Genomic DNA, 25,583 nt, shown 5'->3' on the forward strand with positions numbered 1-25,583 from the left:
GTCCGTCGTGTCGTTCGATCATTCGGGTAGGGGCAGGCCCGCCGCCGCGCAGTCGGCGCGCAGCTGGGCCAGTTCGTCGCCGGTGGCGTTCACCAGCGGCAGGCGCACCGGCCCGGCCGGCAGGCCCTTGGCCGCCAGGCCCGCCTTCACCAGGATCACGCCCTGGGTCCGGAAGATGCCGGTGAACAGGGGCAGCAGCCGCCGGTGCAGGCTGAGCGCCGTGGCGGTGTCGCCCGCCTCGTACGCCTCGATCAGCTGCTTGGTCTGTGCGCCCGTGAAGTGCGTGGAGGTGCCGACCACACCGACCGAGCCGACCGCCAGGGCGGGCAGGGTCAGGGCGTCCTCGCCGCTGTAGAAGGCCAGGTCGCTGCGGGCCAGCACCCAGGAGGTGGCGGTGAGGTCGCCCTTGGCGTCCTTGACCGCCACGATTCGGCCGTGCTCGGCCAGCTTGACCAGGGTGTCGGTGGCGATCGCGGTGCCGGTGCGGTGCGGGATGTCGTACACCATGATCGGCAGCCCGCTGGCGTCGGCGACCGCGGTGAAGTGGCGCAGCAGCCCGGCCTGCGGCGGCTTGTTGTAGTACGGGGTCACCACCAGCAGGCCGTGCGCGCCGGCCTTCTCCGCCTGGGCGGCCAGCTCGACCGTGTGCCGGGTGTCGTTGGTGCCCACCCCGGCGACGATCCGGGCCCGGTCGCCGACCGCCTCGGCGACGGTGCGGATCAGGGCCTCCTTCTCCGCGTCGGTGGTGGTCGGCGACTCGCCGGTGGTGCCGTTGAGCACCAGCGCGTCGTTGCCCTGCTCGTCGACGAGGTGGCTGGCGAGCCGTGCGGCGCCGTCGAGGTCGAGCGACCCGTCGGCGGTGAACGGGGTCACCATGGCCGTGATCAGTCGCCCGAACGGGCGCGACGCGCCCCGGTTCGCGGCGGCAGGGAGGTCGTGCGTCATGTTCACAACCTAGCGGACGACCACCGGACCCCCGGCGGCGAAGGGCGACGACTCACTCGGCGTGCGGAGACGCCGCCACCTCGGTGCCGTCGGGCAGCGTGGAGATCACGAAGTCGGCGAAGACGTTCGGCGCGACGCCCTGCAGCTGCCGCAGGCACTCCACGGCCAGCTCACGGATCTCGACGTCGGCGTGCTCGGTGGCGCGCATCTTGATGAAGTGCCGCCAGGCCCGGTAGTTGCCGGTCACCACGATCCGGGTCTCGGTGGCGTTGGGCAGCACCGCGCGGGCCGCCTGCCGGGCCTGCTTGCGGCGCAGCGTCGGGTTGGGCTCGTCGGTGAACCGGGCCTCCAGGCCCTCCAACAGCTCGGTGTACGCCCGGACCGCCGCCTCGCTCGCCTCGACGAACTTCTTGTGCAGCTCCGGGTCCTCGGCGATCACCGCGGGCTCGACCATGGCCGCGTCCCGCTCCGGGACGTAGCGCTGGGAGAGCTGCGAGTAGGAGAAGTGCCGGTGCCGGATCAGCTCGTGGGTGAAGGACCGGGACACCCCGCTGAAGTAGAAGCTCACCGAGCCGTGCTCCAGCACGGAGAGGTGGCCCACGTCCAGGATGTGCGCCAGGTAGCCGGCGTTGGTGGCGGTGGCCGGGTTCGGCTTCTTCCAGCTCTGGTAGCAGGCCCGGCCGGCGAACTCGGCGAGCGCCTGCCCACCCTCCGCGTCGGTCGACCACGGCACGTCGTCCGGGGCCTGGAACTGGGTCCACGCGATCAACTTGACCTGGGGCTGCACCATCTCCGGCATTCCTGCGACTGTAGTGGCCCCTGGGCCTCCGGCGAAACTTGGGCGCGCGGAGGTGAAGCGGGGCACCAGCTGCGAATCTTGGACACTTCCCGTTCGCTGCCAACAGTACGTGTCCAAGATCTCGACGGCCGTGCGGTGGTGGCGGCGGAGGTCGTGGCCGGTGCGGTCGGGGGCCGGGGTTAGCCGCGGCGGGCTGTCGAGCTGAGTCGGTGGCGACATCACAGCCCGAGGCGATCGAGGTGCGCGACGAGGCCCGAGCGGCCGTCGCGCACCGCGGCGAGCGGGCCACGGCGAGCGGGCCACGGCGAGCGGGCCACGGCGAGATCTTGGAGAGTTGCCGTTCGGGCCGAACGGAAACCCTCCAAGATCCAGCGGCGGACTGCTCGCTGAGGCCGTTATTGAGGCGGAGAACGGGCGACGGGTCAGCGCGGAGCGGGTGCGCGCGAGCCCGCCGTGACATCACCAACGACTCAGCTCGAAAGGCACGCGGCGCAGGGCATCGATCCGGCGCAGCGCCTCCTGAGCGGCCGGCACGGCAACCCGGGACGGCGGGGAGTCGGCCTCGGCGGTCAGGAGCGCCGGGAAACGGTGGTCGGGAGCCGGGACGACTGGAGCTGCGTGGCTGGTCAGACGTAGAGCGAGGTGAACGGGGCCCAGGGCAGGTTGCGCGCCACCGAGAAGGCAAGCCACAGGGCCAGGAAGCCGCCGATCACCTTGGGGCTGATCCGCAGCTCGGGCAACCGCCAGCCGAACGCCCGGTTCCCCGCCCAGCTCACGAAGAGCCAGGCCAGGAACGGCAGCGAGAAGACGAAGAGGAAGTGGTGCCGGGCGGCGGCGGGCAGGTCGGCGTGCAGCACGTACCAGAGGGCGCGGGTGCCGCCGCAGCCCGGGCAGTCCAGCCCGGTGGTGAGCTTGAGCAGGCAGGTCGGTCGCGCGTCCGGATCGCTGTGGGTGGGGTCGCTGAGCAGGGCGTAGGCCATGCCCAGGCCGACGCAGCCGAGCGCCGCGAGGGGCACCGCCCAGCGCGGGGCGCGAGCGTGCATCCGCAGCACCAGGCGGGTGAACCGGTCCGGCTCGACCGCCGGGTAGGCCACCCCGTCAGGCCAGGCTCCCGGCCCGCCGTGCGGCCCGGCCGCGTGCTCGACGTGCGGCCCGGCCGCGTGCTCGACGTGCGGCCCGGCCGCGTGCTCGACGTGCGGCCCGGCCGCGTGCTCGACGTGCGGCCCGGCCGCGTGCTCGACGTGCGGCCCGGCCGCGTGCTCGACGTGCGGCCCGGCCGCGTGCTCGACGTGCGGCCCGGCCGCGTGCGCGACGTGCGGCCCGTGGTGAAGGTGCGGCCCGCCGGCGTGCACAACGTGCGGCTCTGCGGGCGGTCCGGTGACGGTGGCGGGCGGTCCGGCCGGGGCCGGTCCGGTGGGACCGGTGGGCGGGGCCGCCGGGTGCGGGTCGGGTGCGGCGGCCGGCCGGTCAACGCTCGTCACGCGCTCACCGTACACCTGCCACGCCCACCAGGGCGGCGGCCAGCGGGGCGGCCAGGTCACCGCCGGCGGGCGGGGCGACCGCGTCCAGGCCGAGCCAGCCGGCGAGGCGGTAGAGCTCGGCGGCGAGCGCCACCGCGGTCTCCCCCGGGTCGGCGCCCGGCTCCGCCCACGCGGCCGGCACCAGCAGCACCCCGGCCTTCCGGTCGGCCTTGAGGTCGACCCGGGCGGTGAACCGCTCGCCCTGGAGGAAGGGCAGCACGTAGTAGCCGTAGACCCGCTGCGGCGCGGGCACGTAGATCTCGATCCGGTAGGTGAAGTCGAAGAGCCGCTCGGTGCGGGCCCGTTCCCAGACCAGCGGGTCGAACGGGCTGACCAGGGTGTTGCCGCGCACCCAGCGGGGCAGCCGGGCCTGGGCGTGCAGGTAGGCCGGCTGGCGCCAGCCCGCCACGGTGACCGGGGTCAGCTCGCCGGCCTCGACCAGCTCGGCGATCGCCTGCCGGGCGCCGGCCACCGGCAGCCGGAAGTAGTCGCGCAGCTCCGGCTCGGCGGCCACGCCCAGCGACCGGGCGGCGATGGCCACCAGCGTGCGGTGGGCGTCGGCGGTGCTCGGCGTGGGCGCGTCCAGCACGGCAGCCGGCAGCACCCGCCCGGGCAGGTCGTAGCGGCGGGCGAACGAGGTGGTGCGGTCGGCCGCGGTCACCTCGCCGGCCCAGAACAGGAACTCCAGCGCGCGCTTGACCGTGGACCAGTTCCAGCCCCAGTTTCCGGTCTCCCGGGGCGCGTCGTGCTCGATCTCGGCGGCGGTGAGCGGGCCCCGGGCGGCCACCTCGTCACGCACCCAGGCGACCAGCTCGGGCTGCTCCTGGGCGATCCGGCGCATCCCGCCCCAGGCCTCGTCGTGGGCCTTGGCCATCCGCCAGCGCAGCGCCGGGTGCAGCCCCACCGGGACGAGCGACGCCTCGTGCGCCCAGTATTCGAACAGCTCGCGGGGGCGCCGGTAGGCCGCCGTGTCGAGCAGGGTCGTCGGGTAGGGCCCGAGCCGGCTGTAGAGCGGCAGGTAGTGCGCGCGTTGCAGGACGTTGACCGAGTCCATCTGGATGAGCCCGACCCGGTCGAGCACCCGGCGCAGGTGCCGGCGGGTGGGCACGCCGCCGGGCGCCGGGTCGGCGAAGCCCTGGGCGGCCAGGGCGATCCGGCGGGCCTGGGCGAGGGAGAGAGATTCCGGTACGGCCATCGTCCGGGACCCTATTCCACCCGTCTGACACGGCGACTCCAGGTCGCGGCGCGGCGTTAGACGCGCCGAGCTGGAGTTGTCGCAGTGCGGCGGCTGGACCGATAGCCCGGCGCGGCATAGAACGGACGGGTGGCCACCATCCGCCGGGAGGAACCGGACGACGCCGAGGCGATCGCCCGGGTGCACATCCGCGGCTGGCAGGCGGGGTACGCCGGGATCATGCCGGCCGAGGTGCTGGACCGGCTGAACCCGGCCGCCTGGGCGCAGCGCCGCCGGGACCTGGGCACGGCCGACCCGGAGCACCCCTTCACCACGCTGGTCGCCGAGACCGACGGCAGGATCGAGGGGTTCACCACCTTCGGGCCGTACCGGAACAACCAGGACCGCGGCGACCTCGACCCGGCGTACGGGGAGATCCTGGCGATCTACCTCGATCCGGCACGGTGGGGCAGCGGGACCGGTCAGGCGCTGCTCGCGGCGGCCCGGGCCGGTCTCACCGAGCGGGGTGTGGCCGAGTACCGGCTCTGGGTGCTCGCCGACAACGCCCGGGGCCGCCGCTTCTACGAGCGGGCCGGGCTGTCACCGGACGGGGAGGAGTCCACCTACGCGGTCCCGCTGCACGGCGGGCGGGACCCGGTCCGGCTCCGCGAGCTGCGCTACACCGCCCGGCTCGACGGCTGACCCGGCCGGCCCGCCCCGCTCGGCGGCGCCACCGCCGGTCGGCGTGGCCCAGCGGCGGACCGGCAGGGCGAGCAGCAGCGCGAGGCTGATCCACACGTAGGTGTTGCTGCCCAGGAACCCGTCGACGCCGGTGAAGTCCTTCTCCCAGGCCCAGACGATCCGGCTGATGAGGAAGGCGTACCCGATGAGCGCGGCGGCCAGCAGCAGGCGGCGCCGGCGGCTGCGGGCGGGCGCCGCCATGCCGTTGTCGACCAGCAGGATGAGCCCGGGCAGCAGCCAGACCAGGTGGTGCACCCAGGTCACCGGGCTGACCAGGCACATGGTGGCGCCGGTCAGCGCCAGGCCGGTGGCCTCGTCCCCGGCGGCCACCGCGGCCCGGGAACGCCAGCCCCAGACGACCAGGGTGGCCAGGACCAGCGCGAGCCAGGCCACCGTGCTCGGGTGTTCCGGATCGAGCCGGGCCACCACCCCGCGCAGCGACTGGTTGGAGACGAAGGCCAGCTCGCCCACCCGGTCGGTGTTCCACAGCGCCTCGGTCCAGAACTCCCGGGAGGCGTCCGGGAAGAGCGCGGCGGCCACCAGGGTCGCCGCAGCCGCCGCGCCCATGGCGGTGAACGCGGCCCGCCAGCGGCCGGTCACCAGCAGGTAGACGATGAAGATGCCCGGGGTCAGCTTGATCGCGGTGGCCAGCCCGATGCCCACCCCGGCCCAGCGGCTGCGCGCCGGCAGCAGCCGGAGCAGGTCCACCGCCACGAGGAACAGCAGCAACATGTTGACCTGGCCGAAGTTGACCGTCTCGCGCATCGGCTCGTAGGCGGCGGCCAGGCAGAGCGCCACCGCCAGGACGAACCACCGGGTCCAGCCGGCGCGGCGGGCCACCGGGTCGAGCAGCCACCAGATCACCACGGCGCTGACCACCACGGTGGCGGCCACGCTCACGGTGATCGCCGCCGGCCACGGCAGGTACGCCATGGGCAGCATGACCAGCGCCGCGAACGGCGGGTAGGTGAAGCCGTACTGGGTGCCGCCCTTGAGGAAGTCGTAGATCTCGCCGCCGTCGTGCACCCAGAAGGTCAGCGCGCCGTAGTAGACCTTGAGGTCGAAGAAGCCGTGCCGCACGGCCGCCACCGAGAGGAAGGCGGTCACCGCCACGGCGAGCGCCACCACGGCGACGACCTGTGCGATCGTCCGCCTGGCACCCTGCGCCACCGTCGCCCTCCTCGCCCTGCGTAGGCTCTCGTGCCATGGCTCTCGGGTTCGTCCGCGCCGCGCGTCCGGAGGACGCCGGCGAGATCGCACGCCTCCAGCTCGCCACCTGGCGGGCCGCGTACCGCCGGATCCTGCCCCGGCACGTGCTCGACAACCTCGACGAGGCGTACCTCGCCCGGCGGTGGAGCGCCGCGGTGCAGGAGCCGCCCTCGGGCGCGCACCGGGTGCTGGTCGCCGTCGAACAGGCCGAGCAATCGTATCTGGTGGGGTTCGCCGCCTCCGGTCCGGCCGATGCCGAGGCGCTCGCGCCGGGCGAGCCGGCCGACGCGCTGGCCGAGGGCGTGGCGGCCGTGACGGACCTGCTGGTCGAGCCGCGCTGGGGCCGGCGCGGCCACGGCAGCCGGCTGCTCGCCGCCATGGTCGACCACTGGCGGTCCGACGGCTTCACCCGCGCGGTCGCCTGGGCGTTCGACGCCGACACGGCGACCCGGAAGTTCCTCACCTCGACCGGCTGGGAGCCCGACGGCGCGGGCCGCGCGCTCGACGTGGACGACATGCTCGTCCCCCAGGTCCGCCTGCACGTCGGCGTCCCCACCGAGCCGGCCGCCTCCTGACAACCCGCCGGTGACCCGCCGGTGAAGGTGCTCCCGCGCGCCGCCCACCCCTGGTAGGCACGACGGAGGCAACCCACCGGCGGATCGAGGAGGGGTGATGTTCGAAGACACGAGGGCGTTCAGCGGGTTCTTCGTGGACGACCCGGACCGCGCGGAGCGGTTCTACACCGACGTCCTGGGGTTGCGGGTGTCCCGGGACGACGCGATGGGCGGCATGCTGACCCTGCACCTGGCCGGGGACCGGCCGGTGCTGGTCTATCCGAAGCCCGATCACCGGCCGGCGACCTACACGGTGCTCAACTTCCCCGTGCCGGACATCGACCGGGCCGTGGACGAGCTGGTCTCGCGCGGGGTGCGGTTCGAGCGCTACGAGGGCATGCCGCAGGACGACAAGGGGGTCATGCGGGGCAACGGCCCGTCGATCGCCTGGTTCACCGACCCGGCCGGCAACGTTTTCTCGGTGCTCCAGGAGAGCTGAGCGGGGCCGGCGGTCCCGGCACGGGGCGGGACCGCCGGCCGCCGGTCAGCCCTTGTCGGCGCCCTCGTTCGCGCCGCGCACGAAGTAGCGCTGGAAGATCACGAAGAGCACCGCCACCGGGATGGTGGCGAGCAGCGCGGCGCCCAGCTTGAGCGGATACTGGGTGCCCTTGCCGAGCGAGCCGCTGACCAGGTCGGCCAGCCCGCGGGGCAGGGTGAACAGGTCCGGGTCCTGCACCGAGACCAGGCTGTGCGGGAACTCGTTCCAGGAGCCCTGGAACGACAGGATGGTCAGCGTGATCAGCGCCGGCCGGGCCATCGGCAGCACCACCGACCAGAAGGTCCGGAACACGCCCGCCCCGTCGATCCGGGCCGCCTCCTCGACGCTGACCGGCACCGACTCGAAGAACTGCTTCATGATGAAGACGCCGGCCGCGTCGGCGAGCAGGGGCACCACGAGGCCCGCGTAGCTGTCGTAGAGGCCGAGCTGCTTGAGCACCAGGAACTTCGGGATGAGCAGCACCACGCCGGGCACCGCCATCACCGCGATGACCGCGGCGAACAGGCCGGCCCGGCCGCGGAAGCGCAGCCGCGCCAGCGCGTAGCCGGCGAGCGAGTCGAAGAAGACCCGGCCCAGGGTGACCAGCACGGTGACCAGCAGCGAGTTGCCGAGCCAGAGCGGGAAGTTGGTGCCCGCGAAGATCCGCTCGAAGCCGGCGAGGGTCAGCGAGTCGGGCAGCGGCGACAGGGGGTTCGCCGCCGCGTCCGGCTCGGTCTTGAACGAGTTGCCGAGCTGGATGACGAACGGGTAGAGGAAGATCAGCCCGAAGGCGATCAGGACCGCGTACCCGAGGATGCGGTTGACCCGGGCACGCGGCCCGCGGTCGGCGCGGCGCGCGACGGGCGTCGCCGGCCGGTCGGTGAGCACGGCCATGTCAGGACCTCTCCGGTACGCGTCGCCGCCACCACCGGGCCCGCCGGGGCTCGTCCCGGTCGGCCATCACCCGGCGTTGGAGCAGGGTGAGCAGGATGATGATCAGGAACAGCACGAACGAGATAGCCGCGCCGGAGCCGTAGTCGAAGTCCCGGAAGGCGGTCCGGTAGGACAGGTACGCCGGGGTGAGCGTGGTCTTGGCCGGGTCGCCCTGGCTCATGACGTACACCTGGTCGAAGACCTGCCACGAGCCGATCAGGCCGAGGGTGAGCACCAGGAAGGTGGTCGGCTTGATCAGCGGAAGGGTGACGTGGCGGAAGCGCTGCCAGCGGGACGCCCCGTCGAGGGTGCTCGCCTCGTCCAGCGCCACCGGGACGTTCTGCAGGGCGGCCAGGAACATGAGCATGAACGTGCCCGAGGTGGTCCAGATGACCAGGCAGATGATCGACACCATGGCCACGCTCGGTCCGGAGAGCCAGTCCCACCAGGTCAGCCCGAGCGGGCCGCCGGAGGTGAGCGCGCCGGGTGGGTTGTCCACGCCGACCGCACCGAGCAGCAGGTGCAGCACGCCGCGGGAGTCGGCGAACCACTCCGGCCCGTTGATGCCGAGGAGGGCGAGCAGCTTGTTGACCGCGCCGGAGTTGGCGAACAGGAACAGGAACACCACGCTGATCGCCACGGAACTGGTGACCGAGGGGAAGTAGAAGGCGCTGCGGAAAAAGCCCTTCCCCTTGAGCATCCGGTTGTTGACCACGAGGGCGAGGCCGAGGGCGAGCGCGGTCTGCACGGGCACGACGATGCCCACGTAGTACATGTTGTTGCGGATGCTGGTCATGAAGTCCCGGCGGTCGAGCCCGTCCTCGGTGAACAGCCGGGTGTAGTTGTCGCCGCCCACGAACGGCACGTCGCCGGTGAACGGGCTGCCCTGGCCGTTCCAGTCGGTGAGGCTCACCCACAGCGCCATGAGGATCGGCAGCAGCAGGAAGAGCCCGAGGATCACGATCACCGGCGCGACGAAGAGCCAGCCGGCGATGTTCTCGTTGCCGCGGACGCCGCCGCGACGGCGTGGCGGCTTCACCGGCGTGGTCGCCGGGGCGCGCAGCGCTTCGGTTGCCATCTCGTCCCTCCCTCCTTTCCGTGGGAGCCGGCGCGGAGGGGCCCGGTGCGGACCCCTCCGCGACCGCTCAGCCGCCGAGCGCCGACTTGGCGTTCTTGTCGAAGTTGGCCAGGACCGTCTTCGGGTCACCGGTGGCGAGCCCCTGCAGGCCGGCCTCCAGGTCGCGCAGGACGCTGTCCATCTTCGGGGCGTTCACCGGGCCCTGGGCGTACGCGACGCCGTCGATGAACGGCTTGTCCGCCGGGAAGGCGGTGGAGTACTGGTCGCGGACGGACTGCCGCGACGGCATAACGCCGAACGCCTTGGCGAAGGTCACCTGCTGGTCGCCCGCGGTCATCGCCTCGACGAACTTGATCGCCTGGTCCTTGAACTTCGACTTGGCGGCGATGCCCCAGCACTGGGTGAACGAGAGGGTGCCCTGGCCCTTCGGGCCCGCCGGCAGCGGCACGACCTTGTACTTCACGTTCGGGAAGTCGTTCTGCAGGGCACCCTTGATCCAGTTGCCCTCGATGGTCATGACGGCCTTGCCCTTGCCGAACGCCTCACCGGACCAGCCGGCGTCGAGCTGCTTCGGGAACTTCGCGTAGCCGTTGGTGAGCAGGGACTTCACGTACTGGAGGGCCTGGAGGTTCTCCGGGGTGTCGGCGGTGGGCTGCTTGCCGTCGGAGCTCATGAGCCAGCCGCCGTTCTGCACCATGAAGGCGCCGATCCGGTCGCGGGTGTCGCCGAGGGCGAGCGCCACCATCTTCTTCGCCTTGATCTTCTGGCTGACGGCGGTGAGCTGGTCCCAGGTGGTCGGCACGTCGGCGTCGGTCAGGCCGGCCTTCGCCCACAGGTCGGTGTTGATCTCCAGGGCCAGGGTGGAGAAGTCCTTCGGCGCGCAGTAGAGCTTGCCGTCGTAGGTGAACGTGGTGCGCAGGCTCTCGTAGAAGTCGTCCTTGTTGCTGATCTTGTCGCCGTACGGCTCCAGCGCGCCGACGCTGGCGTAGTCGGCGAACCGGGTCGCGTCGACGTAGAAGACGTCCGGCGGGGTGCCGCCGGCGAGGGCCTGGCCGAGCTGCTGGGTGAGGTCCTGGGCGGGGGTGACCGTCGCGGTGTTGCCGCTGGACGAGGCCCACTTGGCGGCGGCGTCCTGCACGGCCTTGGTCTCGGCCTCGCCGGAGGAGCCGATCAGGATCTGCAGGCTGGCCGGGCCGCTGGACTGCTTGGTGTCCTTCGCCGAGTCGTCGAAGCCGCTGCCGCACGCGGCGGAGCCGAACAGGGCGACGGCGGCGACGCCGGCCACCGCCGCCCGGGTGAGGGTGCGAGGTGTCATCTGACTCTCCTGACGGGGGATGTGATCACGCCGTGTGCCGGAGCACCAGCGTGGGAGTGAGCAGCACTTGCTGGTCGGTGGGCTGGCCGTCGAGCAGGGTGGTGAGCAGGTCGACGCAGCGGGCGGCGGCCGCGGCGAGCGGCTGGCTGACGCTGCTCAGCCCGACCGCGGCGGCCACCGGGGTGTCGTCGAAGCCGACGACGGCGACCGGCGCAGCGGCGTCGCGCGCGGCCTGGAGCGCGCCGAGGGCGAGCGAGTCGCTGGCGCAGACCACCGCGGTCGGGGGCGCGTCGTGGGCGAGCAGGTCGCGCAACGCGCGCTCGCCCTCGGCGATGCCGTCCTCGCTCTCCCGGCGCAGGCCGGCGACGTCATGGCCGGCCGCCGTCATCGTGGTACGCCAGCCGGCGCACCGGTCGTCGCCGACGCCGGAGCCGGTGGGCCAGCCGAGGAAGGCGATCCGGTCGTGGCCGCCGTCGAGCAGGTGCCGGGTGACCTGGGCCGTGCCGGCGGCACCGTCCACGTCGACCCACGGGTGCCCGTCGAGGGCGTCCCAGGGCCGGCCGAAGGTCACGAAGGGCACCTCGCGCTCGGCCAGCCACGCGGTGCGCGGGTCGCCGTGCTTGGTGCCGGTGAGCACGAACGCGTCCAGGTCGTACGCGCCGAGCAGGTCGTCGTAGGTCGCGATCTCCTGGTCGTCGTCGCGGGCCGTGTAGAGCATGACCCGGTAACCGGCGGCGTCCGCGGTCTCGGTGAGGCCGTGCAGGAACCGGTCGAGCACCGAGCCGTTGATCCCGTCCCGGGTGGGCTCGATGCGCACGGCGATGAGGCGGGAGCGGCCGGTCCGCATCTGCCGGGCGGCCTGGTTGGCCCGGTAGCCGAGCGCGCTGATCGCCTCCTGCACCCGCCGCCGCGTCTCCTCGCGGACGATGTGCGGCGCGTTGAGCACGTTGGAGACCGTCTGCCGGCTTACCTGAGCGTGCCGGGCCACCGTCGCGATGGTCACCTTTTCAGCCACTAAAACCCTCTCGCCGCCTTGAACGATCCAACTCCGATGGGGCACGATTAGATCGTTCAAAGTTTCTGGAATGTTTGGCACTTTGCACCGGCCGGAGCCATCTGTCAAGACGGCGCCGGCCCATCGATCAGCACCGGGAGTTCCCCTTGTCCGAACGCCACCTGCAACCGCTGCTGCACGACCTGGTCGGCGTGGTGCACGCCCCCACCAGCGCGCTGGGCGACGCGGCGGGACAGATCCGGCCGCACGGCGTCCAGGGCGTCTTCCACGCCGACGCCCGGGTACTCTCCCGCGCCGAGCTACGCCTCGACGACCGGGAGCCGGAGGCGCTGACCCGCGGGCCGGCCGGGCCGCACGGCGCCCGCTTCGTCGCCCTGGCCCGCTGGCTCGGCGACCCCACCCCCGACCCGACCGTCCGGGTCGAGCGCACCCGGCAGGCAGGCCCGCACGGCGTCACCGAGGAACTCGTGGTCTCGTCCACCGCCACCGACCCGGTCCGCACCACCGTCAGCGTCGACCTCGGCTGCGACCTCGCCCCCATCGAGCTGGTCAAGTCCGGCGGGAGCGGCGCGCCGCTGGAGGCGAAGGCCGGCGAGCCGGGCCGGGTCCAGTGGAGCGCCGAGGGCCTCACCGTGACCGTGACCGGCGAGGCGGCCACCGTGGACGCCACCGGCGACCGGGCCACGGCACCCCGGCTGAGCTGGCCGGTCACGCTCGCTCCCGGCGAGTCCGCGACGCTGCGCTGGCGCCTGGCCGTCACCGACCCGAAGGCCGCGGTGACCGCCGCCCCACCCGGCCCCGGGTGGTCCGAACCGGCGGTACGCGCCGACGACCGCCGCCTCGTCCGGCTCCTCGACCGCTCCCTGGCCGACCTACGCGGGCTGCGGCTGGCCGAGCCGGCGCACCCGGAGGACGTCTTCCTCGGCGCCGGTGTGCCCTGGTTCCTCACCCTCTTCGGCCGGGACAGCCTCTGGGCCGCCCGGATGATGCTGCCGCTCGGCACCGACCTGGCCGCCGGCACGCTGCGCGTGCTCGCCCGCCGGCAGGGCACCCGGCTCGACCCGGCCACCGGCGAGGCGCCCGGCAAGATCCTGCACGAGTTGCGCCGGCACGAGTTCGCCCTGGCCGGCAACGGGCTGCGGCTGCCGCCCGCCTACTACGGCACGGTCGACGCCACCATGCTCTGGGTCGGGCTGCTGCACGACGCCTGGCGCTGGGGGCTCGCCCCCGACCAGGTCGAGCCGCTGCTCCCCCACCTGGAGGCGGCGCTCGGCTGGCTCGGCGAGCACGCCGACGCCGACGGCGACGGCTTCGTCGAATACGTCGACACCACCGGCCACGGCCTGGCCAACCAGGGCTGGAAGGACTCCGGCGACGCGGTGCGCTTCCGGGACGGCCGCCTCGCGCAGTCGCCCATCGTGCTGGCCGAGGTGCAGGGGTACGCGTACCAGGCCGCGGTGAACGGGGCCGACCTGCTCGACGCCTTCGGCCGCCCCGGCGCCGACCGCTGGCGCTCCTACGCCGACCGGCTCGCCGCCCGCTTCCGCGGCGCGTTCTGGGTCGACGGCCCGCACGGCCCACAGCCCGCCCTGGCCCTCGACCGGGACAAGCGCCCGGTGGACTCGCTGACCAGCAACATCGGTCACCTGCTCGGCACCGGGCTGCTGTCGGACGCCGAGTCGGCCCAGGTCGCCGCACTGCTCTCGACCGAGGCCCTGGCGGGCGGCTTCGGGCTGCGCACCATGTCCACCGACGACGCCGGATTCAGCCCGCTGTCCTACCACTGCGGGTCGATCTGGGCGCACGACACGGCCATCGTGCTCGGTGGGCTGGCCCGGGCCGGGCACCGCGCGGCGGCGCTCCGGCTCGCCGACGGGCTGCTGGCGGCCGCCGAGGCGTTCGACTACCGCCTCCCCGAGCTGTACGGCGGGGACGACCGGGCACTGCTCGGCCGGCCGGCGCCGTACCCGGCGGCGTGCCACCCGCAGGCCTGGTCGGCGGCGGCAGGTGTGCTGCTCCTCCAGGCCGGCCTCGGCGTCTACCCCGACGTGCCCGCCGGCCGCGTCGACCTCCGCCCCCTGGCCGGCCCGGAACTGGGCGCCCTGACCGCCGAGGGCCTGCGAATCGCCGGCACGGAAGTCAAGGTCACGGTCGACCACACCGGCCGGGCCAGCGTGACCAACCTCCCCACGTCCCTGAAGATCCCCACCCAGCGCACCACCGCAACCCCCACCAACTCCCCCGCCTGACCGTCTGGCGGTCGATCATGAAGTTGGCGGCGAAGTCGATCTCCTCGACTGCCGCCAACTTCATGATCAACGGGAGAGGGCCGGGTCAGGCAGGGGTGAACTCGGCGATCAGTTCGTCGTCCTCCATCGCGCCTGTGGGGTGGAAGCCCAGGGAGGTGTAGAGGGTTGCCGCGGGGGTGTTGTCGGGGTGGTAGCTCAGGCGGATGGGCTGTCCTGCCTTGGCCAGCCAGTCGGTGAGGGTCTTCACCGCGGCGCGGCCGATGCCGCGGTCCTGTTCGGCGGCGTCGATCACCATGCCGCCGATCCAGCGGGAGGCGTCGTCGTCCACGCCCCACATGACGTGCCCGACCACCGTCTCGTCCGCGAAGACGGCGAGCGAGGTCCAGACGTCCGAGCGCATGGTCAGCACCAGGTAGCGGGCCGCCAGCGCCGGCACGAAGGTGCGCTGGTCGTCGCGGGGCGCGACGTCGGCCACCGCCCGCCAGTTGTCGTCGTCCACCGGCCGTAGGGTCACCCGGCGGCCGGCGCGGTCACGCTGCCCGGAATCGATCATGGCGGTCAGCCTAGGGCCGGGCCGCACACCCGGCCATCGCTTTCGCCGGAGCCGGAGCCGGAGTCGCACACCTGTCTGATCGACTCCGGCTCGCCGAAATGGCGGCATCGGCGGGTCTCGGACACCGCCACCTCGGCGAGCTGGAGTGGATCAACTGGCTGTCAGCCGGCCGGGGCGGTCGCGGCCGCGTCCAGGTACGGGCGCGGGTCGCCGGCGCCGAGGTCGGTGATGCCGGCGGTGTGCAGGGCGCCGATGGCCAGGGTGCGGCGCACGGCCGCGAACGTGATCACGTGGCCGATGGTGCCGCCCAGGCTGTGCGTCGTCGGCGGCGTGCAGGTGGTGTCGACGAAGGTGTCCGCCAGGGTGCCGGCGGCGAGCGTCCGGGCCAGAAGGCCCGCCAGTCGCGGCCGGCGACCGCGTGCCGGGCCGCCAGCCCGGCCACCGAGCGGTCGCTCTCGTCGGGCCACTCGCCGCCGCGCAGCGCCGAGAGCCAGTGCTCCTCCTGGGTGACCATGGCGTTGATCAGCGAGCGGAGGGTCGGCTGCTCGTCGATGGTCTCCACGGACACGGTGACGGGCCGGTCGAGCACCTCGTCGTCGAGGGTGGCGGCGCGCTCGATGATCGCGGTGAGGGTCTGGACGTGGTGGTCGACCAGGTGCTGGAGAACGTTCATGGGGGTCTCCTGACGTGCCGCCGGCAGCCGCAGGCCACCGGGCGGTTGGAAGTGGACGCCGCTGGGGCAGGGCAGCTCCAGCTCGCGGAAGGTCAGCGGCGGGCGCCGTCGCAGCGCGGTCGGGGCGACGCCGTAGGACCGTTGGAAGGCGCGGGTGAACGCCTCGTGCGAGCCGTACCCGGCCTCGACGGCGACGTCGAGGACGGTCCGGTCGCTGGTGGTGAGCCGGTGCGCGGCACGCTCCAGGAGCAGCCGGCGGCGCAGCGCGCCCGGCGGTTCCCCGGTGGCCGCGGCGACCAGCCGGTCGAAGTGGAACCGGGACAGGTGGGCCCGGGCGGCCAGCTTCGCCGGTGCGGTCTCGGGGTCGTCCAGGGCGAGCTGGAGCCAGTCGAGAAGGCCGGTGAGTCCGTCGGTCCGGGTCATGTGGACAGCCTGCACCCGGCGGGCGCCGCGCCGCTTGATCGCCGTTGCGCACCCGCGGCACGGCCGGCCTCAGCGCCGCCGATCGCCAGCGCCGTCGACCGCCGCCAGTCCCAGTCAGGTACGGCCGCGCGGCGAGGAGTCAGTCGAGCAGGGCGTCCAGGCCCACGGTGAGCCCCGGCCGGCGGCGGACCTCGCGCACCGCCAGCAGCACGCCGGGCATGAACGAGGCCCGGTCGTACGAGTCGTGCCGGATGGTCAGCGTCTCGCCGGTGGTGCCGAACAGCACCTCCTGGTGGGCGACCAGGCCGGTGGCGCGGACGGCGTGGACGCGTACCCCGTCGATGTCGGCGCCGCGGGCGCCGGCCACCTCGTCCTTCGTGGCGTCCGGGGTGGGGCCGAGCCCGGCCTCGGCGCGGGCCTGCGCGATGAGCCGGGCCGTGTGGGTGGCCGTGCCGCTGGGGGCGTCCAGCTTGCGCGGGTGGTGCTGCTCGATGATCTCGACCGACTCGAAGTGCCGGGCGGCGCGGGCGGCGAACTGCATCATGAGCACCGCGCCGATGCCGAAGTTGGGGGCGATCACCACGCCCACGCCGGGGTTGCCGGCCAGCCAGCCCCGCACCTGCTCGAGGCGCTGCTCGGTGAAGCCGGTGGTGCCGACCACCGCGTGGATGCCCTGGTCGACGCACCAGTGCAGGTTGTCCATGACGACGTCGGGGGTGGTGAAGTCGACGACCACGTCGGCGCCGGCGGCGGCGGACCGGTCGTCGCCCTGGTCGACGGTGCCCACCAGGTCGAGGTCGCCGGCCGCGTCGACGGCCCTGCAGACCTCCATGCCCATCCGGCCGCGGGCGCCCAGCACACCGACCCGGACCCGGGTCTTCTCCTGCTCGTCAGTCACGGGGCACAACCTATCCCAATCGGGACGCGGCCACCCCGACGGACCGGTAAGCGGGACGGTCAGCGGGCGGCGAAGGCGGACTCGTCGAACGGACCGACCACGGCCAGGGACATCGGCCGGGCGAGCAGGTCGGCGGCGAGGCCGTTGACGTCGTCCAGGGTCACCGCGTCGACCCGGGCCAGCAGCTCGTCCACCGGCATGAGGTTGCCGTAGAGCAGCTCGCCCTTGGCCAGCCGGCTCATCCGGGAGCCGGTGTCCTCCAGGCCGAGGACGAAGGAGCCCTTGCTCATCCCCTTGCCCCGGGCCAGCTCGGCCTCGGTGATCCCGGTGGCGGCCACCCGCTGCAGCTCGGCGCGGGTCAGGTCCAGCACCTCGTCCACCTTGCCGGGCGCGCAGCCGGCGTAGACGGCGAACAGGCCGCTGTCGGCGTACTGGCTGGCGTAGGAGTAGACCGAGTAGGCCAGGCCGCGCTGCTCGCGGATCTCCTGGAACAGCCGGCTGGACATGCCGCCGCCGAGCACGTTGTTGAGCACGCCGAGGGCGAAGCGCCGCTCGTCGGTGCGGTCGATGCCGGGGCAGCCGAGGATGACGTGCGCCTGCTCGGTCTCCTTCGGCTCGACCAGGGTGGCGGCCGGCTTCGTGCGTACCGCCGGGGTGGCCGGCCGGTGCGCGGCCGGCGCGGCCGCGTCGGTGTCCAGGGGGGTGCCGCGCAGCGCCTGCCGGACCAGCTTGACCACGGCGGCGTGGTCGAGGTTGCCGGCCGCGGCGATGACGATCTGCGGCGCCGTGTAGCGGCGGCGGTAGAAGCTCTGGATCTGCCGCCGGGTCATCGGGGTGACCGTCTCCTCGGTGCCGGAGATCAGCCGGCCGAGGGGGTGGTCGCCGTAGACGGCGCGGGCGAAGAGGTCGTGCACCTCGTCGCCGGGCTCGTCGTCGTGCATGGCGATCTCTTCGAGGATGACCCCGCGCTCGGTCTCCACGTCGGCGGCGGCCAGCACCGAGTCGGCGACCAGGTCGCACATGACGTCGATGGCCAGCGGCAGGTCCTCGTCGAGCACCCGGGCGTAGTAGCAGGTGTATTCCTTCGTGGTGAAGGCGTTGGTCTCGCCGCCCACGGCCTCGATCTCGGAGGAGATCTCCAGGGCGCTGCGCTTGTTGGTGCCCTTGAAGAGCAGGTGCTCCAGGAAGTGCGCGGCGCCGGCCTGCGGCCCGGTCTCGTCGCGGGACCCGACCGCCACCCAGATGCCGAACGAGACGCTGCGCATCGCCGGGATCGCCTCGGTGAGCACGCGCAGGCCGCTGGGGAGCACGGTACGGCGGACGGTGCCGCCCAGCGGGTCGTCGCTGAGCGTGCGGGTGACCGCCCGGGCCGTCCCGCCCGCGGCGCGCGCGAGCCCGGGCGACGGCACCCCCCGTCGAGCCGCCGGGAAGGACGAACGACGGGTCCGACTCACGAGGAACCTGCTCTCAGTTCGACGAGGGGTGGGTGGTGCGGTGGGAACGAACGACGGCTCCAGCTCGGCGCAGCGACCTGGAGCCGTCGGTGGAGCAGTCACCGGCCGGGTGACACCCGTGGGTGTCACCCGGCCGGTGGTGGATCAGCTGTGCCGGGTGCGGCGCCGCGGGCGGGACTCGCCGCCGCCCTCGCCGCCCTCCGGACCCCGGCCGCCGCGCTCGCCGCCGCGCTCACGGTCGCCGCGGTCGCGCGGGCCACGGTCGCCACCGCGGTCCCGGCCGGCCGGACGCTCGCCACCGGCGGCCTCACCGGCGGCCGGCGCCTCGGCGCCCTCCGGGCGGACCTTGTCCAGGTAGATCTTGCCGCGCTGGTCGATGTCGGCGATCTCGACCTCGACCTTGTCGCCGACGTTGAGGAAGTCCTCGACCTTCTCGACCCGCTTGCCGTCGCCCACCTTGGAGATGTGCAGCAGGCCGTCGCGGCCCGGGAGCAGCGAGATGAAGGCGCCGAACGCGGCGGTCTTCACCACAGTGCCGAGGAACCGGTCGCCGACCTTCGGCAGCGTCGGGTTGGCGATCGCGTTGATCCGCTCGACAGCGGCCTGGGCCGACGGGCCGTTGGTCGCGCCGACGTAGATGGTGCCGTCGTCCTCGATCGAGATCTCGGCGCCGGTCTCGTCCTGGATGGCGTTGATGGTCTGACCCTTCGGGCCGATCACCATGCCGATCTTGTCGACCGGGATCTTCACGGTGGTGACCCGAGGCGCGTAGTCCGACATCTCGGCCGGGGCCTCGATGGCCCGCTGCATCACGTCGAGGATGGTGTGCCGGGCCTCGTGCGCCTGCTGGAGCGCGGCGGCCAGCACGTCCGACGGGATGCCGTCGAGCTTGGTGTCGAGCTGGAGCGCGGTGACGAACTCCCGGGTGCCGGCGACCTTGAAGTCCATGTCGCCGAACGCGTCCTCGGCGCCCAGGATGTCGGTCAGCGTCACGTACTGGGTCTTGCCGTCGACCTCGTCGGAGATGAGGCCCATGGCGATGCCGGCCACCGGCGCCTTCAGCGGCACACCGGCCGAGAGCAGGCCGAGCGTCGAGGCGCAGACCGAACCCATCGAGGTGGAGCCGTTGGAGCCGAGCGCCTCGGAGACCTGCCGGATGGCGTACGGGAACTCCTCGCGCGAGGGCAGCACCGGGATCAGCGCCCGCTCGGCCAGCGCGCCGTGGCCGATCTCGCGCCGCTTCGGCGAGCCGACCCGGCCGGTCTCACCGGTCGAGTACGGCGGGAAGTTGTAGTTGTGCATGTAGCGCTTGGACTTCTCCGGGGAGAGGGTGTCCAGCGACTGCTCCATGCGCAGCATGTTCAGCGTGGTGACGCCCAGGATCTGGGTCTCGCCGCGCTCGAACAGCGCCGAGCCGTGCACCCGCGGCAGCACGCCGACCTCGGCGCTCAGCGGACGGATGTCGCGCGGGCCGCGGCCGTCGATGCGGACCTGCTCGCGCAGCACGCGGTTGCGGACCTCGGACTTGGTCAGCGAGCGGAACGCCGCGGAGAGCTCCTTCTCCCGGCCCTCGAAGCGCGGGCCGAGCTCCTCGGCGACCCGGGCCTTGACCCGGTCCAGGGCCTCCTCGCGGTCGGCCTTGCCGGCGATCTTGAGGGCCTCGGCGACGTCGGCGCGGGCCAGCCCGGCCACGGCGTCGTACGCGTCGTCCTGGTAGTCCAGGAAGACCGGGAACTCGGCGACCGGCTTGGCGGCCACGTCGGCCAGCTCGCTCTGCGCGCGGCACAGCTCGCGGATGGCCGGCTTGGCGGCCTCCAGGCCGCTGGCCACGACCTCCTCGGTCGGCGCCGGGGCACCGCCGGCGACCAGCTTGACGGTGTGCTCGGTGGCCTCGGCCTCGACCATCATGATCGCGACGTCGCCGTCCGGCAGGGCGCGGCCGGCCACCACCATGTCGAAGGTGGCCCGCTCCAGCTCCTCGTAGGTCGGGAAGGCGACCCACTGGCCGTCGACGTGTGCCATCCGGGTGGCCCCGATGGGGCCGGAGAACGGCAGGCCGGAGAGCTTGGTCGACATCGAGGCGGCGTTGATGGCCACCACGTCGTACGGGTGCTGCGGGTCGAGCGCCAGCACGGTCTCGACGACCTGGACCTCGTTGCGCAGGCCCTTGACGAACGACGGCCGCAGCGGCCGGTCGATCAGCCGGCAGGTGAGGATGGCGTCCTCGCTGGGCCGGCCCTCGCGGCGGAAGAACGAGCCGGGGATGCGGCCCGCGGCGTACATCCGCTCCTCGACGTCGACGGTCAGCGGGAAGAAGTCGAACTGCTCCCGGGGCTGCTTGCCGGCGGTGGTGGCGGAGAGGACGACCGTCTCGCCGAGCTGGGCGATGACGGAGCCGGCGGCCTGACGGGCGAGCCGGCCGGTGGAGAAGGTGATCTCACGGGTGCCGAAGGACCCGTTGTCGATCACCGCGGTGCGGGATTCGGTGCCGAGGTTGGTCTCGGTCATGTTCTGTGGTGCTCCTTCGCGTCGTCGGCCCACGACACGGGGAACTGCTCAGGCGGCCGGTCTTCGATCGAAGCGCCCGGGTGGCCGGCATGATGCCGGGATTCCGGGGGCCACTACCGGAGACCGGTGCTGACCGGCTCCCTCTCGGGTTGTCGCGCGGCCGGGTTCTTCTGGTGGTACCGGAACGGGGGAGCGGCCGAGTGGCCACTCCCCCGTCACGTCATCGGCGCAGGCCGAGCCGCTCGATGAGCGACCGGTAGCGGTTGATGTCCTTCTTCTGGACGTAGTTGAGCAGCCGACGGCGACGGCCGACCAGCAGCAGCAGCCCGCGGCGGCTGTGGTGGTCGTGCTTGTGCACCTTCAGGTGCTCGGTGAGCTCGGCGATCCGCTTGGTGAGGACCGCGACCTGCACCTCCGGCGAACCGGTGTCGCCCTCGGCGGTCGCGTACTCCGCACGGATCTTGGCCTTGGCTTCCTGGTCGAGCGCCATATTCTCCCTGTTTCGTGGAACGTTCGATGAGGTCCGTCGGATCGGTCGGAGTGACCGGGGAACGGACCGGTTCCTCGCACCCGCGGCGTCGTGCAGGCACGCGAGGCCCCACGTCGGTCAGCCGACGTCCCTGCCAGACTACCAGCCCGGTGGGGAACCGCCCGGTGAAGGGCCGCGACGCGGCCCGCCGGCCGGCTCCGGCACGCTCAGCCGACCGCCCGGCGGGTCCGCTCCACGTCCTCGGCGATCTGTGCCACCAGCGGCTCGATCGCGTCGTACGTCCGTTGTTCCCGCAGGTGCGCCACGAAGTCCAGGGCCAGCCGCTCGCCGTACAGGTCGCCGGTGAAGTCCAGCGCGTACGCCTCGACCCGGCGCTCCCGGCCGGAGAAGGTCGGGTTGGTGCCGATGGAGACCGCCGCCGCCAGGGGCTCCCCGCCCCGGCGCACCAGCCGGGCCGCGTACACCCCGTCGGCGGGGACCGCCGCGTAGCGGTGGGTCAGCAGATTGGCGGTCGGGTAGCCCAGCTCCCGCCCGCGCTGGTCACCGCGGACCACCACCCCCTCGACCCGGTGCGGGCGGCCCAGCGCGGCGGCCGCCGCGGCCACGTCCCCCGCGTCGACGCAGGAGCGGATGTACGTGGAGGAGAAGACCGTGCCGGCCTCGGACACCAGCGGGCCGCCCTCCACGCCGAAGCCGAAGGTGCGGCCCAGCCGCTCCAGCAGCGCCACGTCGCCGGCCGCCCGGTGCCCGAACCGGAAGTTGTCGCCGACCACCACCAGCGCGGCGTGCAGGTGCTCGACGAGGATGTCGTGCACGAACGCCTCGGCCGGCAGCCGGGAGAACTCCGGGGTGAACGGCACGACGCAGAGCACGTCGGCGCCGAGCGCCTCGATCAGCTCCGCCTTGCGGGCCGGCTCGGTGAGCACGGCCGGGTGCGAGCCGGGGCGCACCACCTCGGCCGGGTGCGGGTCGAACGTCACCACCACCGACTTGACGCCCAGCTCGCGGGCGCGCGCCACGGCGTGGCCGATGGTGGCCTGGTGGCCCTTGTGCACGCCGTCGAAGACGCCGATGGTGACCACCGACCGCCCCCAGCCGCCGGGCGCCGCCTCGTACCCCCGCCACCGCTGCATGCCGCTCCTCCCCTGTCCGCCCACGCCGTCAGGCGGGGGCCAGCACGATCTCCGCGCGGGCCCGCCCGTCCCGCTCGCTGACGATAGCGATCAACCCGCCGTCCGGGCCGAAGACCGCGTACGGCCCGGCGATGCCGGCCGGGTCCAGGGGCCCGCCGTGGGAGAGCGTCTTCGCCTCCTCGGGCGTGGCGTCCCGGCGCGGGAAGAACCGGCCGGCGGCCGCGTCCAGCGGCAGGTTCACCACGTCGGGCGCGCGCTGCTCCAGCGCGTCGAGGGTGGCCGCCTCGGCCAGGGTGAACCCGCCGACAGCGGTGCGGCGCAGCGCGGTGAGGTGGCCGCCGACCCCGAGCGCCAGGCCCGCGTCCCGCGCGATGGCCCGGATGTACGTCCCCGACGAGCAGGTGACGTCGACGTCCACGTCCACCACGTCCGGGGTGTCACGGCGGACCGCCAGCACGTCCAGCCGGGAGATGGTCACCCGCCGGGCCGGCAGCTCGACGCTCTCCCCCTCGCGCACCCGCTTGTACGCCCGCTGTCCGTTGATCTTGATGGCGCTGACCGCGCTGGGCACCTGGTCGACCTCGCCGGTGAGCGCGGCGAGCGCGGCGCGCACCGCCTCGTCGGTGACCGTGCCGGCCGGGGTGCTGGCGATCACGTCGCCCTCGGCGTCGTCGGTGACCGTCGCCTGGCCGAGCCGGATCGTCGCGGTGTAGCTCTTGCCGGCGCCGATCACGTAGGTGAGCAGCCGGGTGGCGCGGCCCACGCCGATCACCAGCACACCGGTGGCCATCGGGTCCAGCGTGCCGCCGTGCCCCACCCGCCGGGTCCGGGCCAGCCGCCGGATGCGGGCCACCACGTCGTGCGACGTCATGCCGCCGGGCTTGTCGACCACGATCAGACCGTCTGCGCTCACGACCGCCAAGCCTGCCAGACGGCGGTGATCGGCCCTGCGGGGGATACCGTCCTGATCGCGCCGGGTGTCAAGATCATGCGCCCCTCGCACCCCTCCTGCCCGGGACGCACGATGAGCAGCGACGACCCCACCCCGGAGCCACCACGGCTCGACCGACCCTCCCGGAGCGGCCCGGAGGAGATCCCCGACTGGGTACGCCAGCTGGAGCGGGAGATCCGCGTCGGCCCGGGCGCCCGGCTGCGTATCTGGTTCGGCCGGCACGCCCGCGGCCTCTGGCTCAACCCCCGCCCCACGAACACCTGGACACTGAGATGACCGATCACCGACCGACCCTCGAACCCCGCCGTCCCGACCAGCCGTACCCGCCCGCCGACGGGCTGGGGACGGTCCCCGACTGGCTCCGCCAGCCGCCCACGGTGGCCGAGCCGGACCGCGCCGACCGGCTGCGCATCCGGCTGGGCGCCCACTCGGGCAAGCTGCTCGGCGGCGCCGCCGCCCTGCTGCTGGTCGCCTTCTTCGGGCTGATCGCGACGGGCGGCTACCGGGCCGTCCAGCGGTGGGCGGACCCGCCGGCCGCGTACCCGACGATCAGTCAGCCGGTCGGCGAACAGGCCGTCTCGGCGGCGTCGCCGCCCCCGGCGGCCGGCGCGTTCGACGGCACGCCGGCCGCCGACTTCCCGGAGGGGGCGGCGGGGATCACCCTGCCCGCCGCGAAGCGGACCGGGCCGTTCACGGAGAAGCAGGTGGCCGCCGCGCTGGCCAAGGTCCGTAAGGCGCTGGTGACCGGCCGGCTGGACCGGTCGTTCATCACCTCGAAGAACCCGGACCGGCTGCTGCGGCAGTTCGCCCCGGACGCGCGGGCCGACCTGCGCAAGGACTTCTCCTCGGACACCTTCGCCACCTATGCCACCCGACTGGCCCCCGGAGCCCGGATCACCGCGGACGAGCCGCGGGTGAAGGGCCGGATCAGCTACCGGGCCACGAAGGACACCCACGGCATCCGCCTCCTGGAGGTCACCACCAACTTCGTCTGGGCGTACGCGTTCCGGACCACGGGCGGGCTGCCCGGCGACGGGGTGGTCGTGGTGCACGACACGGTGGTCTGGAGCGTGCCGCACCCCGGCGACGTGCGGAGCGGCTCCAACGGGCTCTGGATCGAGAAGGCCGACTCGTACGGCTCCAACATCGACTGCGCCGCGTACGACAAGGGTCTGCTCGACGTGGGCGCCCCCAGCTTCGGTGGGCCGGCCGACCCGGACCCGGACGCCGTCTTCGACCCCGATCGCACCCTCGACATCCCGGACACCTGCTGAGGCCCGGCCGGGGACTACCGCGGCGACCGACAAGGTGGGACACTCACTGACATCTCGCCCACTCCTGACCGGGGGCCGCGATGACCGACGACCGGCCGGACTCCGCACCACCACGCCACTCCGCGCCCACGCCCGGCCACCGGCCCGGTCCGCCGGCCGCGCCGCAGTGGCCGCGCCAGCCGCCCGGACCGCCGGGCGCGCCGGACTGGCCGCGCCAGCCGCAGCCCGCCGCCGGCGGGCTGCGGGGCTGGCTGAGCCGGCACTCCGGCTCGCTGTTGACCGGCGCGACGGCGCTGCTGCTGCTCGCCTTCGTCGGGGTGGTCGGCGGGGCCGTCCTGGTGTCGATGCCGTCCGCGGACGGGCGGCCCGTCGTGTACCCGACGTTCGGCCCGCCGGCCGCCACGTCCGCCGCGCCGACGGCACCGTCCGCCGCGCCGGCCGCCACGTCCGCCGCACCGCCACGGGCGTCCGGCCCCTTCGACGGCACCCCGGCCGCCGGGTTCCCGCAGGGGCCGGCGGGGATCACCCTGCCGGCCGCGAAGCGGACCGGCCCGTTCACCGAGAAGCAGGTGGCGGCCGCGCTGGCGAAGGTCCGGACGGTCCTCGTGACCGCGCGGCTGGACCGCCGGTTCATGACCGCCGACGACGCGGAGCCGCTGATCCGGCAGTTCGCCCGGGACGCCCGCGCCGGCATGCGCAAGAGCTTCGCGTCCGACACGTTCGCCGCGTACGCCACCCGGCTGGCGCCCGGCGCCCGGCTCACCGCCGACCAGCCGAGGGTGAAGGGTCTGGTCAGCTACCGGGCCACCAAGGACGCCGACGGCGTCCGGATCCTGGCCGTGACCACCAACTTCGTCTGGTCGTACGCCTTCCGGACCAGCAGCACCGAGCCGGGCGACGCGCTGGTCGTCGTGCACGACACGGTGGTCTGGAGCATGCCGCACCCCGACGACGTCGAACGCGGCTCGAACGGGCTGTGGATCGAGGACGCGAACTCGTACGCCGCCAACGTCGACTGCGCGGCCTTCGACAAGGGCCTGCTCGCCCTGGGCACCCGCGGCTTCGGCGGCCCGGACGGCCCGGACCCGGAGGCGGTCTTCGACCCCGCCGCGACGCTGGACCTCCCGGACACCTGCTGAGCCGGGGTCAGCGGGC

Annotated in this window: 24 protein-coding genes and 1 pseudogene; 7 read left to right on the plus strand and 18 right to left on the minus strand. The window is 73.6% G+C overall.

The features are described 5' to 3' along the window. Positions 1 to 18: 18 nt before the first annotated feature. The 4 genes and pseudogenes from dapA to GA0070214_RS24230 form a co-directional block, all read right to left on the minus strand. Positions 19 to 945: a 4-hydroxy-tetrahydrodipicolinate synthase gene (dapA, locus tag GA0070214_RS24210; RefSeq protein ID WP_091268482.1), complete on the minus strand. Its 927-nt coding sequence runs from the start codon at positions 943 to 945 to the stop codon at positions 19 to 21. A 52-nt stretch (positions 946 to 997) separates the two neighbouring features. After that, positions 998 to 1,735 carry an FAD-dependent thymidylate synthase gene (thyX, locus tag GA0070214_RS24215; protein ID WP_091269003.1) on the minus strand — a complete coding sequence of 246 codons (738 nt, stop codon included), beginning with the start codon at positions 1,733 to 1,735 and terminating at the stop codon, positions 998 to 1,000. Between the two features lie 635 nt (positions 1,736 to 2,370). Beyond that, positions 2,371 to 2,859, minus strand: a pseudogene (locus GA0070214_RS24220) (DUF2752 domain-containing protein); the annotation flags it as partial. Between the two features lie 370 nt (positions 2,860 to 3,229). After that, a complete protein-coding gene (locus GA0070214_RS24230) occupies positions 3,230 to 4,459 on the minus strand; it encodes a winged helix-turn-helix domain-containing protein (RefSeq protein ID WP_091268484.1) in 1,230 nt (409 codons plus the stop codon). A gap of 129 nt (positions 4,460 to 4,588) precedes the next feature. Here GA0070214_RS24230 and GA0070214_RS24235 point away from each other — a divergent pair, with 129 nt between their 5' ends. Then, positions 4,589 to 5,140: a GNAT family N-acetyltransferase gene (locus GA0070214_RS24235; RefSeq protein WP_091268486.1), complete on the plus strand. Its 552-nt coding sequence runs from the start codon at positions 4,589 to 4,591 to the stop codon at positions 5,138 to 5,140. Here the strand turns inward: GA0070214_RS24235 and GA0070214_RS24240 are convergent. Next, positions 5,039 to 6,349, minus strand: a complete 1,311-nt coding sequence (locus GA0070214_RS24240) for a glycosyltransferase family 87 protein (protein WP_091268488.1) — start codon at positions 6,347 to 6,349, stop codon at positions 5,039 to 5,041. The two genes, GA0070214_RS24235 and GA0070214_RS24240, sit on opposite strands and share 102 nt — an antisense overlap. Positions 6,350 to 6,384: 35 nt before the next feature. Between GA0070214_RS24240 and GA0070214_RS24245 the strand changes: the two genes are divergently transcribed. Beyond that, positions 6,385 to 6,963 carry a GNAT family N-acetyltransferase gene (locus GA0070214_RS24245; protein ID WP_091268489.1) on the plus strand — a complete coding sequence of 193 codons (579 nt, stop codon included), beginning with the start codon at positions 6,385 to 6,387 and terminating at the stop codon, positions 6,961 to 6,963. 97 nt (positions 6,964 to 7,060) lie between these two features. Then, a complete protein-coding gene (locus GA0070214_RS24250; RefSeq protein ID WP_091268491.1) occupies positions 7,061 to 7,441 on the plus strand; it encodes a VOC family protein in 381 nt (126 codons plus the stop codon). A 45-nt stretch (positions 7,442 to 7,486) separates the two neighbouring features. Here the strand turns inward: GA0070214_RS24250 and GA0070214_RS24255 are convergent, their stop codons facing one another. The 4 genes from GA0070214_RS24255 to GA0070214_RS24270 all read right to left on the minus strand — a co-directional run bounded on the left by GA0070214_RS24255 (position 7,487) and on the right by GA0070214_RS24270 (position 11,809). Further along, positions 7,487 to 8,374 carry a carbohydrate ABC transporter permease gene (locus GA0070214_RS24255; protein WP_091268492.1) on the minus strand — a complete coding sequence of 296 codons (888 nt, stop codon included), beginning with the start codon at positions 8,372 to 8,374 and terminating at the stop codon, positions 7,487 to 7,489. A gap of 1 nt (position 8,375) precedes the next feature. After that, a complete protein-coding gene (locus GA0070214_RS24260; protein ID WP_091268494.1) occupies positions 8,376 to 9,491 on the minus strand; it encodes a carbohydrate ABC transporter permease in 1,116 nt (371 codons plus the stop codon). Positions 9,492 to 9,558: 67 nt separating this feature from the next. After that, a complete protein-coding gene (locus GA0070214_RS24265) occupies positions 9,559 to 10,806 on the minus strand; it encodes a sugar ABC transporter substrate-binding protein (protein WP_091268497.1) in 1,248 nt (415 codons plus the stop codon). 25 nt (positions 10,807 to 10,831) lie between these two features. After that, complete coding sequence (locus GA0070214_RS24270) at positions 10,832 to 11,809, minus strand: LacI family DNA-binding transcriptional regulator (RefSeq protein WP_244167834.1); 978 nt, start codon at positions 11,807 to 11,809, stop codon at positions 10,832 to 10,834. A 158-nt stretch (positions 11,810 to 11,967) separates the two neighbouring features. On the opposite strand from GA0070214_RS24270, the gene GA0070214_RS24275 reads away from it, so the two are divergent. Beyond that, positions 11,968 to 14,070, plus strand: a complete 2,103-nt coding sequence (locus GA0070214_RS24275; RefSeq protein WP_091268501.1) for an amylo-alpha-1,6-glucosidase — start codon at positions 11,968 to 11,970, stop codon at positions 14,068 to 14,070. Positions 14,071 to 14,155: 85 nt separating this feature from the next. On the opposite strand, the gene GA0070214_RS24280 is transcribed toward GA0070214_RS24275, so the two are convergent. From GA0070214_RS24280 to truB, 9 genes are all read right to left on the minus strand, one after another. After that, a complete protein-coding gene (locus GA0070214_RS24280; protein WP_091268503.1) occupies positions 14,156 to 14,623 on the minus strand; it encodes a GNAT family N-acetyltransferase in 468 nt (155 codons plus the stop codon). Positions 14,624 to 14,784: 161 nt separating this feature from the next. After that, entirely contained in the window at positions 14,785 to 14,913 is a 129-nt protein-coding gene (locus tag GA0070214_RS32865) for a hypothetical protein (protein ID WP_279615668.1), read from the minus strand. After that, on the minus strand, positions 14,910 to 15,719 hold the full coding sequence (locus tag GA0070214_RS24285; protein WP_091268505.1) for a helix-turn-helix domain-containing protein: 810 nt from the start codon (positions 15,717 to 15,719) through the stop codon (positions 14,910 to 14,912). The genes GA0070214_RS32865 and GA0070214_RS24285 overlap by 4 nt, the downstream gene beginning before the upstream one ends. 139 nt (positions 15,720 to 15,858) lie before the next feature. Continuing rightward, positions 15,859 to 16,617, minus strand: a complete 759-nt coding sequence (gene dapB / locus GA0070214_RS24290) for a 4-hydroxy-tetrahydrodipicolinate reductase (RefSeq protein ID WP_091268508.1) — start codon at positions 16,615 to 16,617, stop codon at positions 15,859 to 15,861. 59 nt (positions 16,618 to 16,676) lie between these two features. Then, a complete protein-coding gene (locus GA0070214_RS24295) occupies positions 16,677 to 18,071 on the minus strand; it encodes a M16 family metallopeptidase (protein ID WP_377462493.1) in 1,395 nt (464 codons plus the stop codon). A gap of 144 nt (positions 18,072 to 18,215) precedes the next feature. Further along, positions 18,216 to 20,579, minus strand: a complete 2,364-nt coding sequence (locus GA0070214_RS24300) for a polyribonucleotide nucleotidyltransferase (RefSeq protein WP_091268513.1) — start codon at positions 20,577 to 20,579, stop codon at positions 18,216 to 18,218. Positions 20,580 to 20,799: 220 nt separating this feature from the next. Beyond that, positions 20,800 to 21,069, minus strand: coding sequence for a 30S ribosomal protein S15 (gene rpsO / locus GA0070214_RS24305; RefSeq protein ID WP_043962418.1), 270 nt, complete (start codon positions 21,067 to 21,069; stop codon positions 20,800 to 20,802). A 206-nt stretch (positions 21,070 to 21,275) separates the two neighbouring features. Further along, entirely contained in the window at positions 21,276 to 22,202 is a 927-nt protein-coding gene (locus GA0070214_RS24310) for a bifunctional riboflavin kinase/FAD synthetase (protein WP_091268516.1), read from the minus strand. 28 nt (positions 22,203 to 22,230) lie between these two features. Continuing rightward, on the minus strand, positions 22,231 to 23,115 hold the full coding sequence (gene truB, locus GA0070214_RS24315) for a tRNA pseudouridine(55) synthase TruB (RefSeq protein ID WP_091269008.1): 885 nt from the start codon (positions 23,113 to 23,115) through the stop codon (positions 22,231 to 22,233). Between the two features lie 111 nt (positions 23,116 to 23,226). Here truB and GA0070214_RS24320 point away from each other — a divergent pair, with 111 nt between their 5' ends. The 3 genes from GA0070214_RS24320 to GA0070214_RS24330 all read left to right on the plus strand — a co-directional run bounded on the left by GA0070214_RS24320 (position 23,227) and on the right by GA0070214_RS24330 (position 25,567). Then, positions 23,227 to 23,430 carry a hypothetical protein gene (locus GA0070214_RS24320; RefSeq protein ID WP_091268518.1) on the plus strand — a complete coding sequence of 68 codons (204 nt, stop codon included), beginning with the start codon at positions 23,227 to 23,229 and terminating at the stop codon, positions 23,428 to 23,430. Beyond that, on the plus strand, positions 23,427 to 24,428 hold the full coding sequence (locus GA0070214_RS24325) for a hypothetical protein (protein ID WP_091268521.1): 1,002 nt from the start codon (positions 23,427 to 23,429) through the stop codon (positions 24,426 to 24,428). The genes GA0070214_RS24320 and GA0070214_RS24325 overlap by 4 nt, the downstream gene beginning before the upstream one ends. Positions 24,429 to 24,508: 80 nt before the next feature. Next, entirely contained in the window at positions 24,509 to 25,567 is a 1,059-nt protein-coding gene (locus tag GA0070214_RS24330; protein ID WP_091268528.1) for a hypothetical protein, read from the plus strand. Positions 25,568 to 25,583 lie beyond the last annotated feature (16 nt).

This window comes from Micromonospora chaiyaphumensis (assembly GCF_900091435.1).
Classification (GTDB): domain Bacteria; phylum Actinomycetota; class Actinomycetes; order Mycobacteriales; family Micromonosporaceae; genus Micromonospora; species Micromonospora chaiyaphumensis.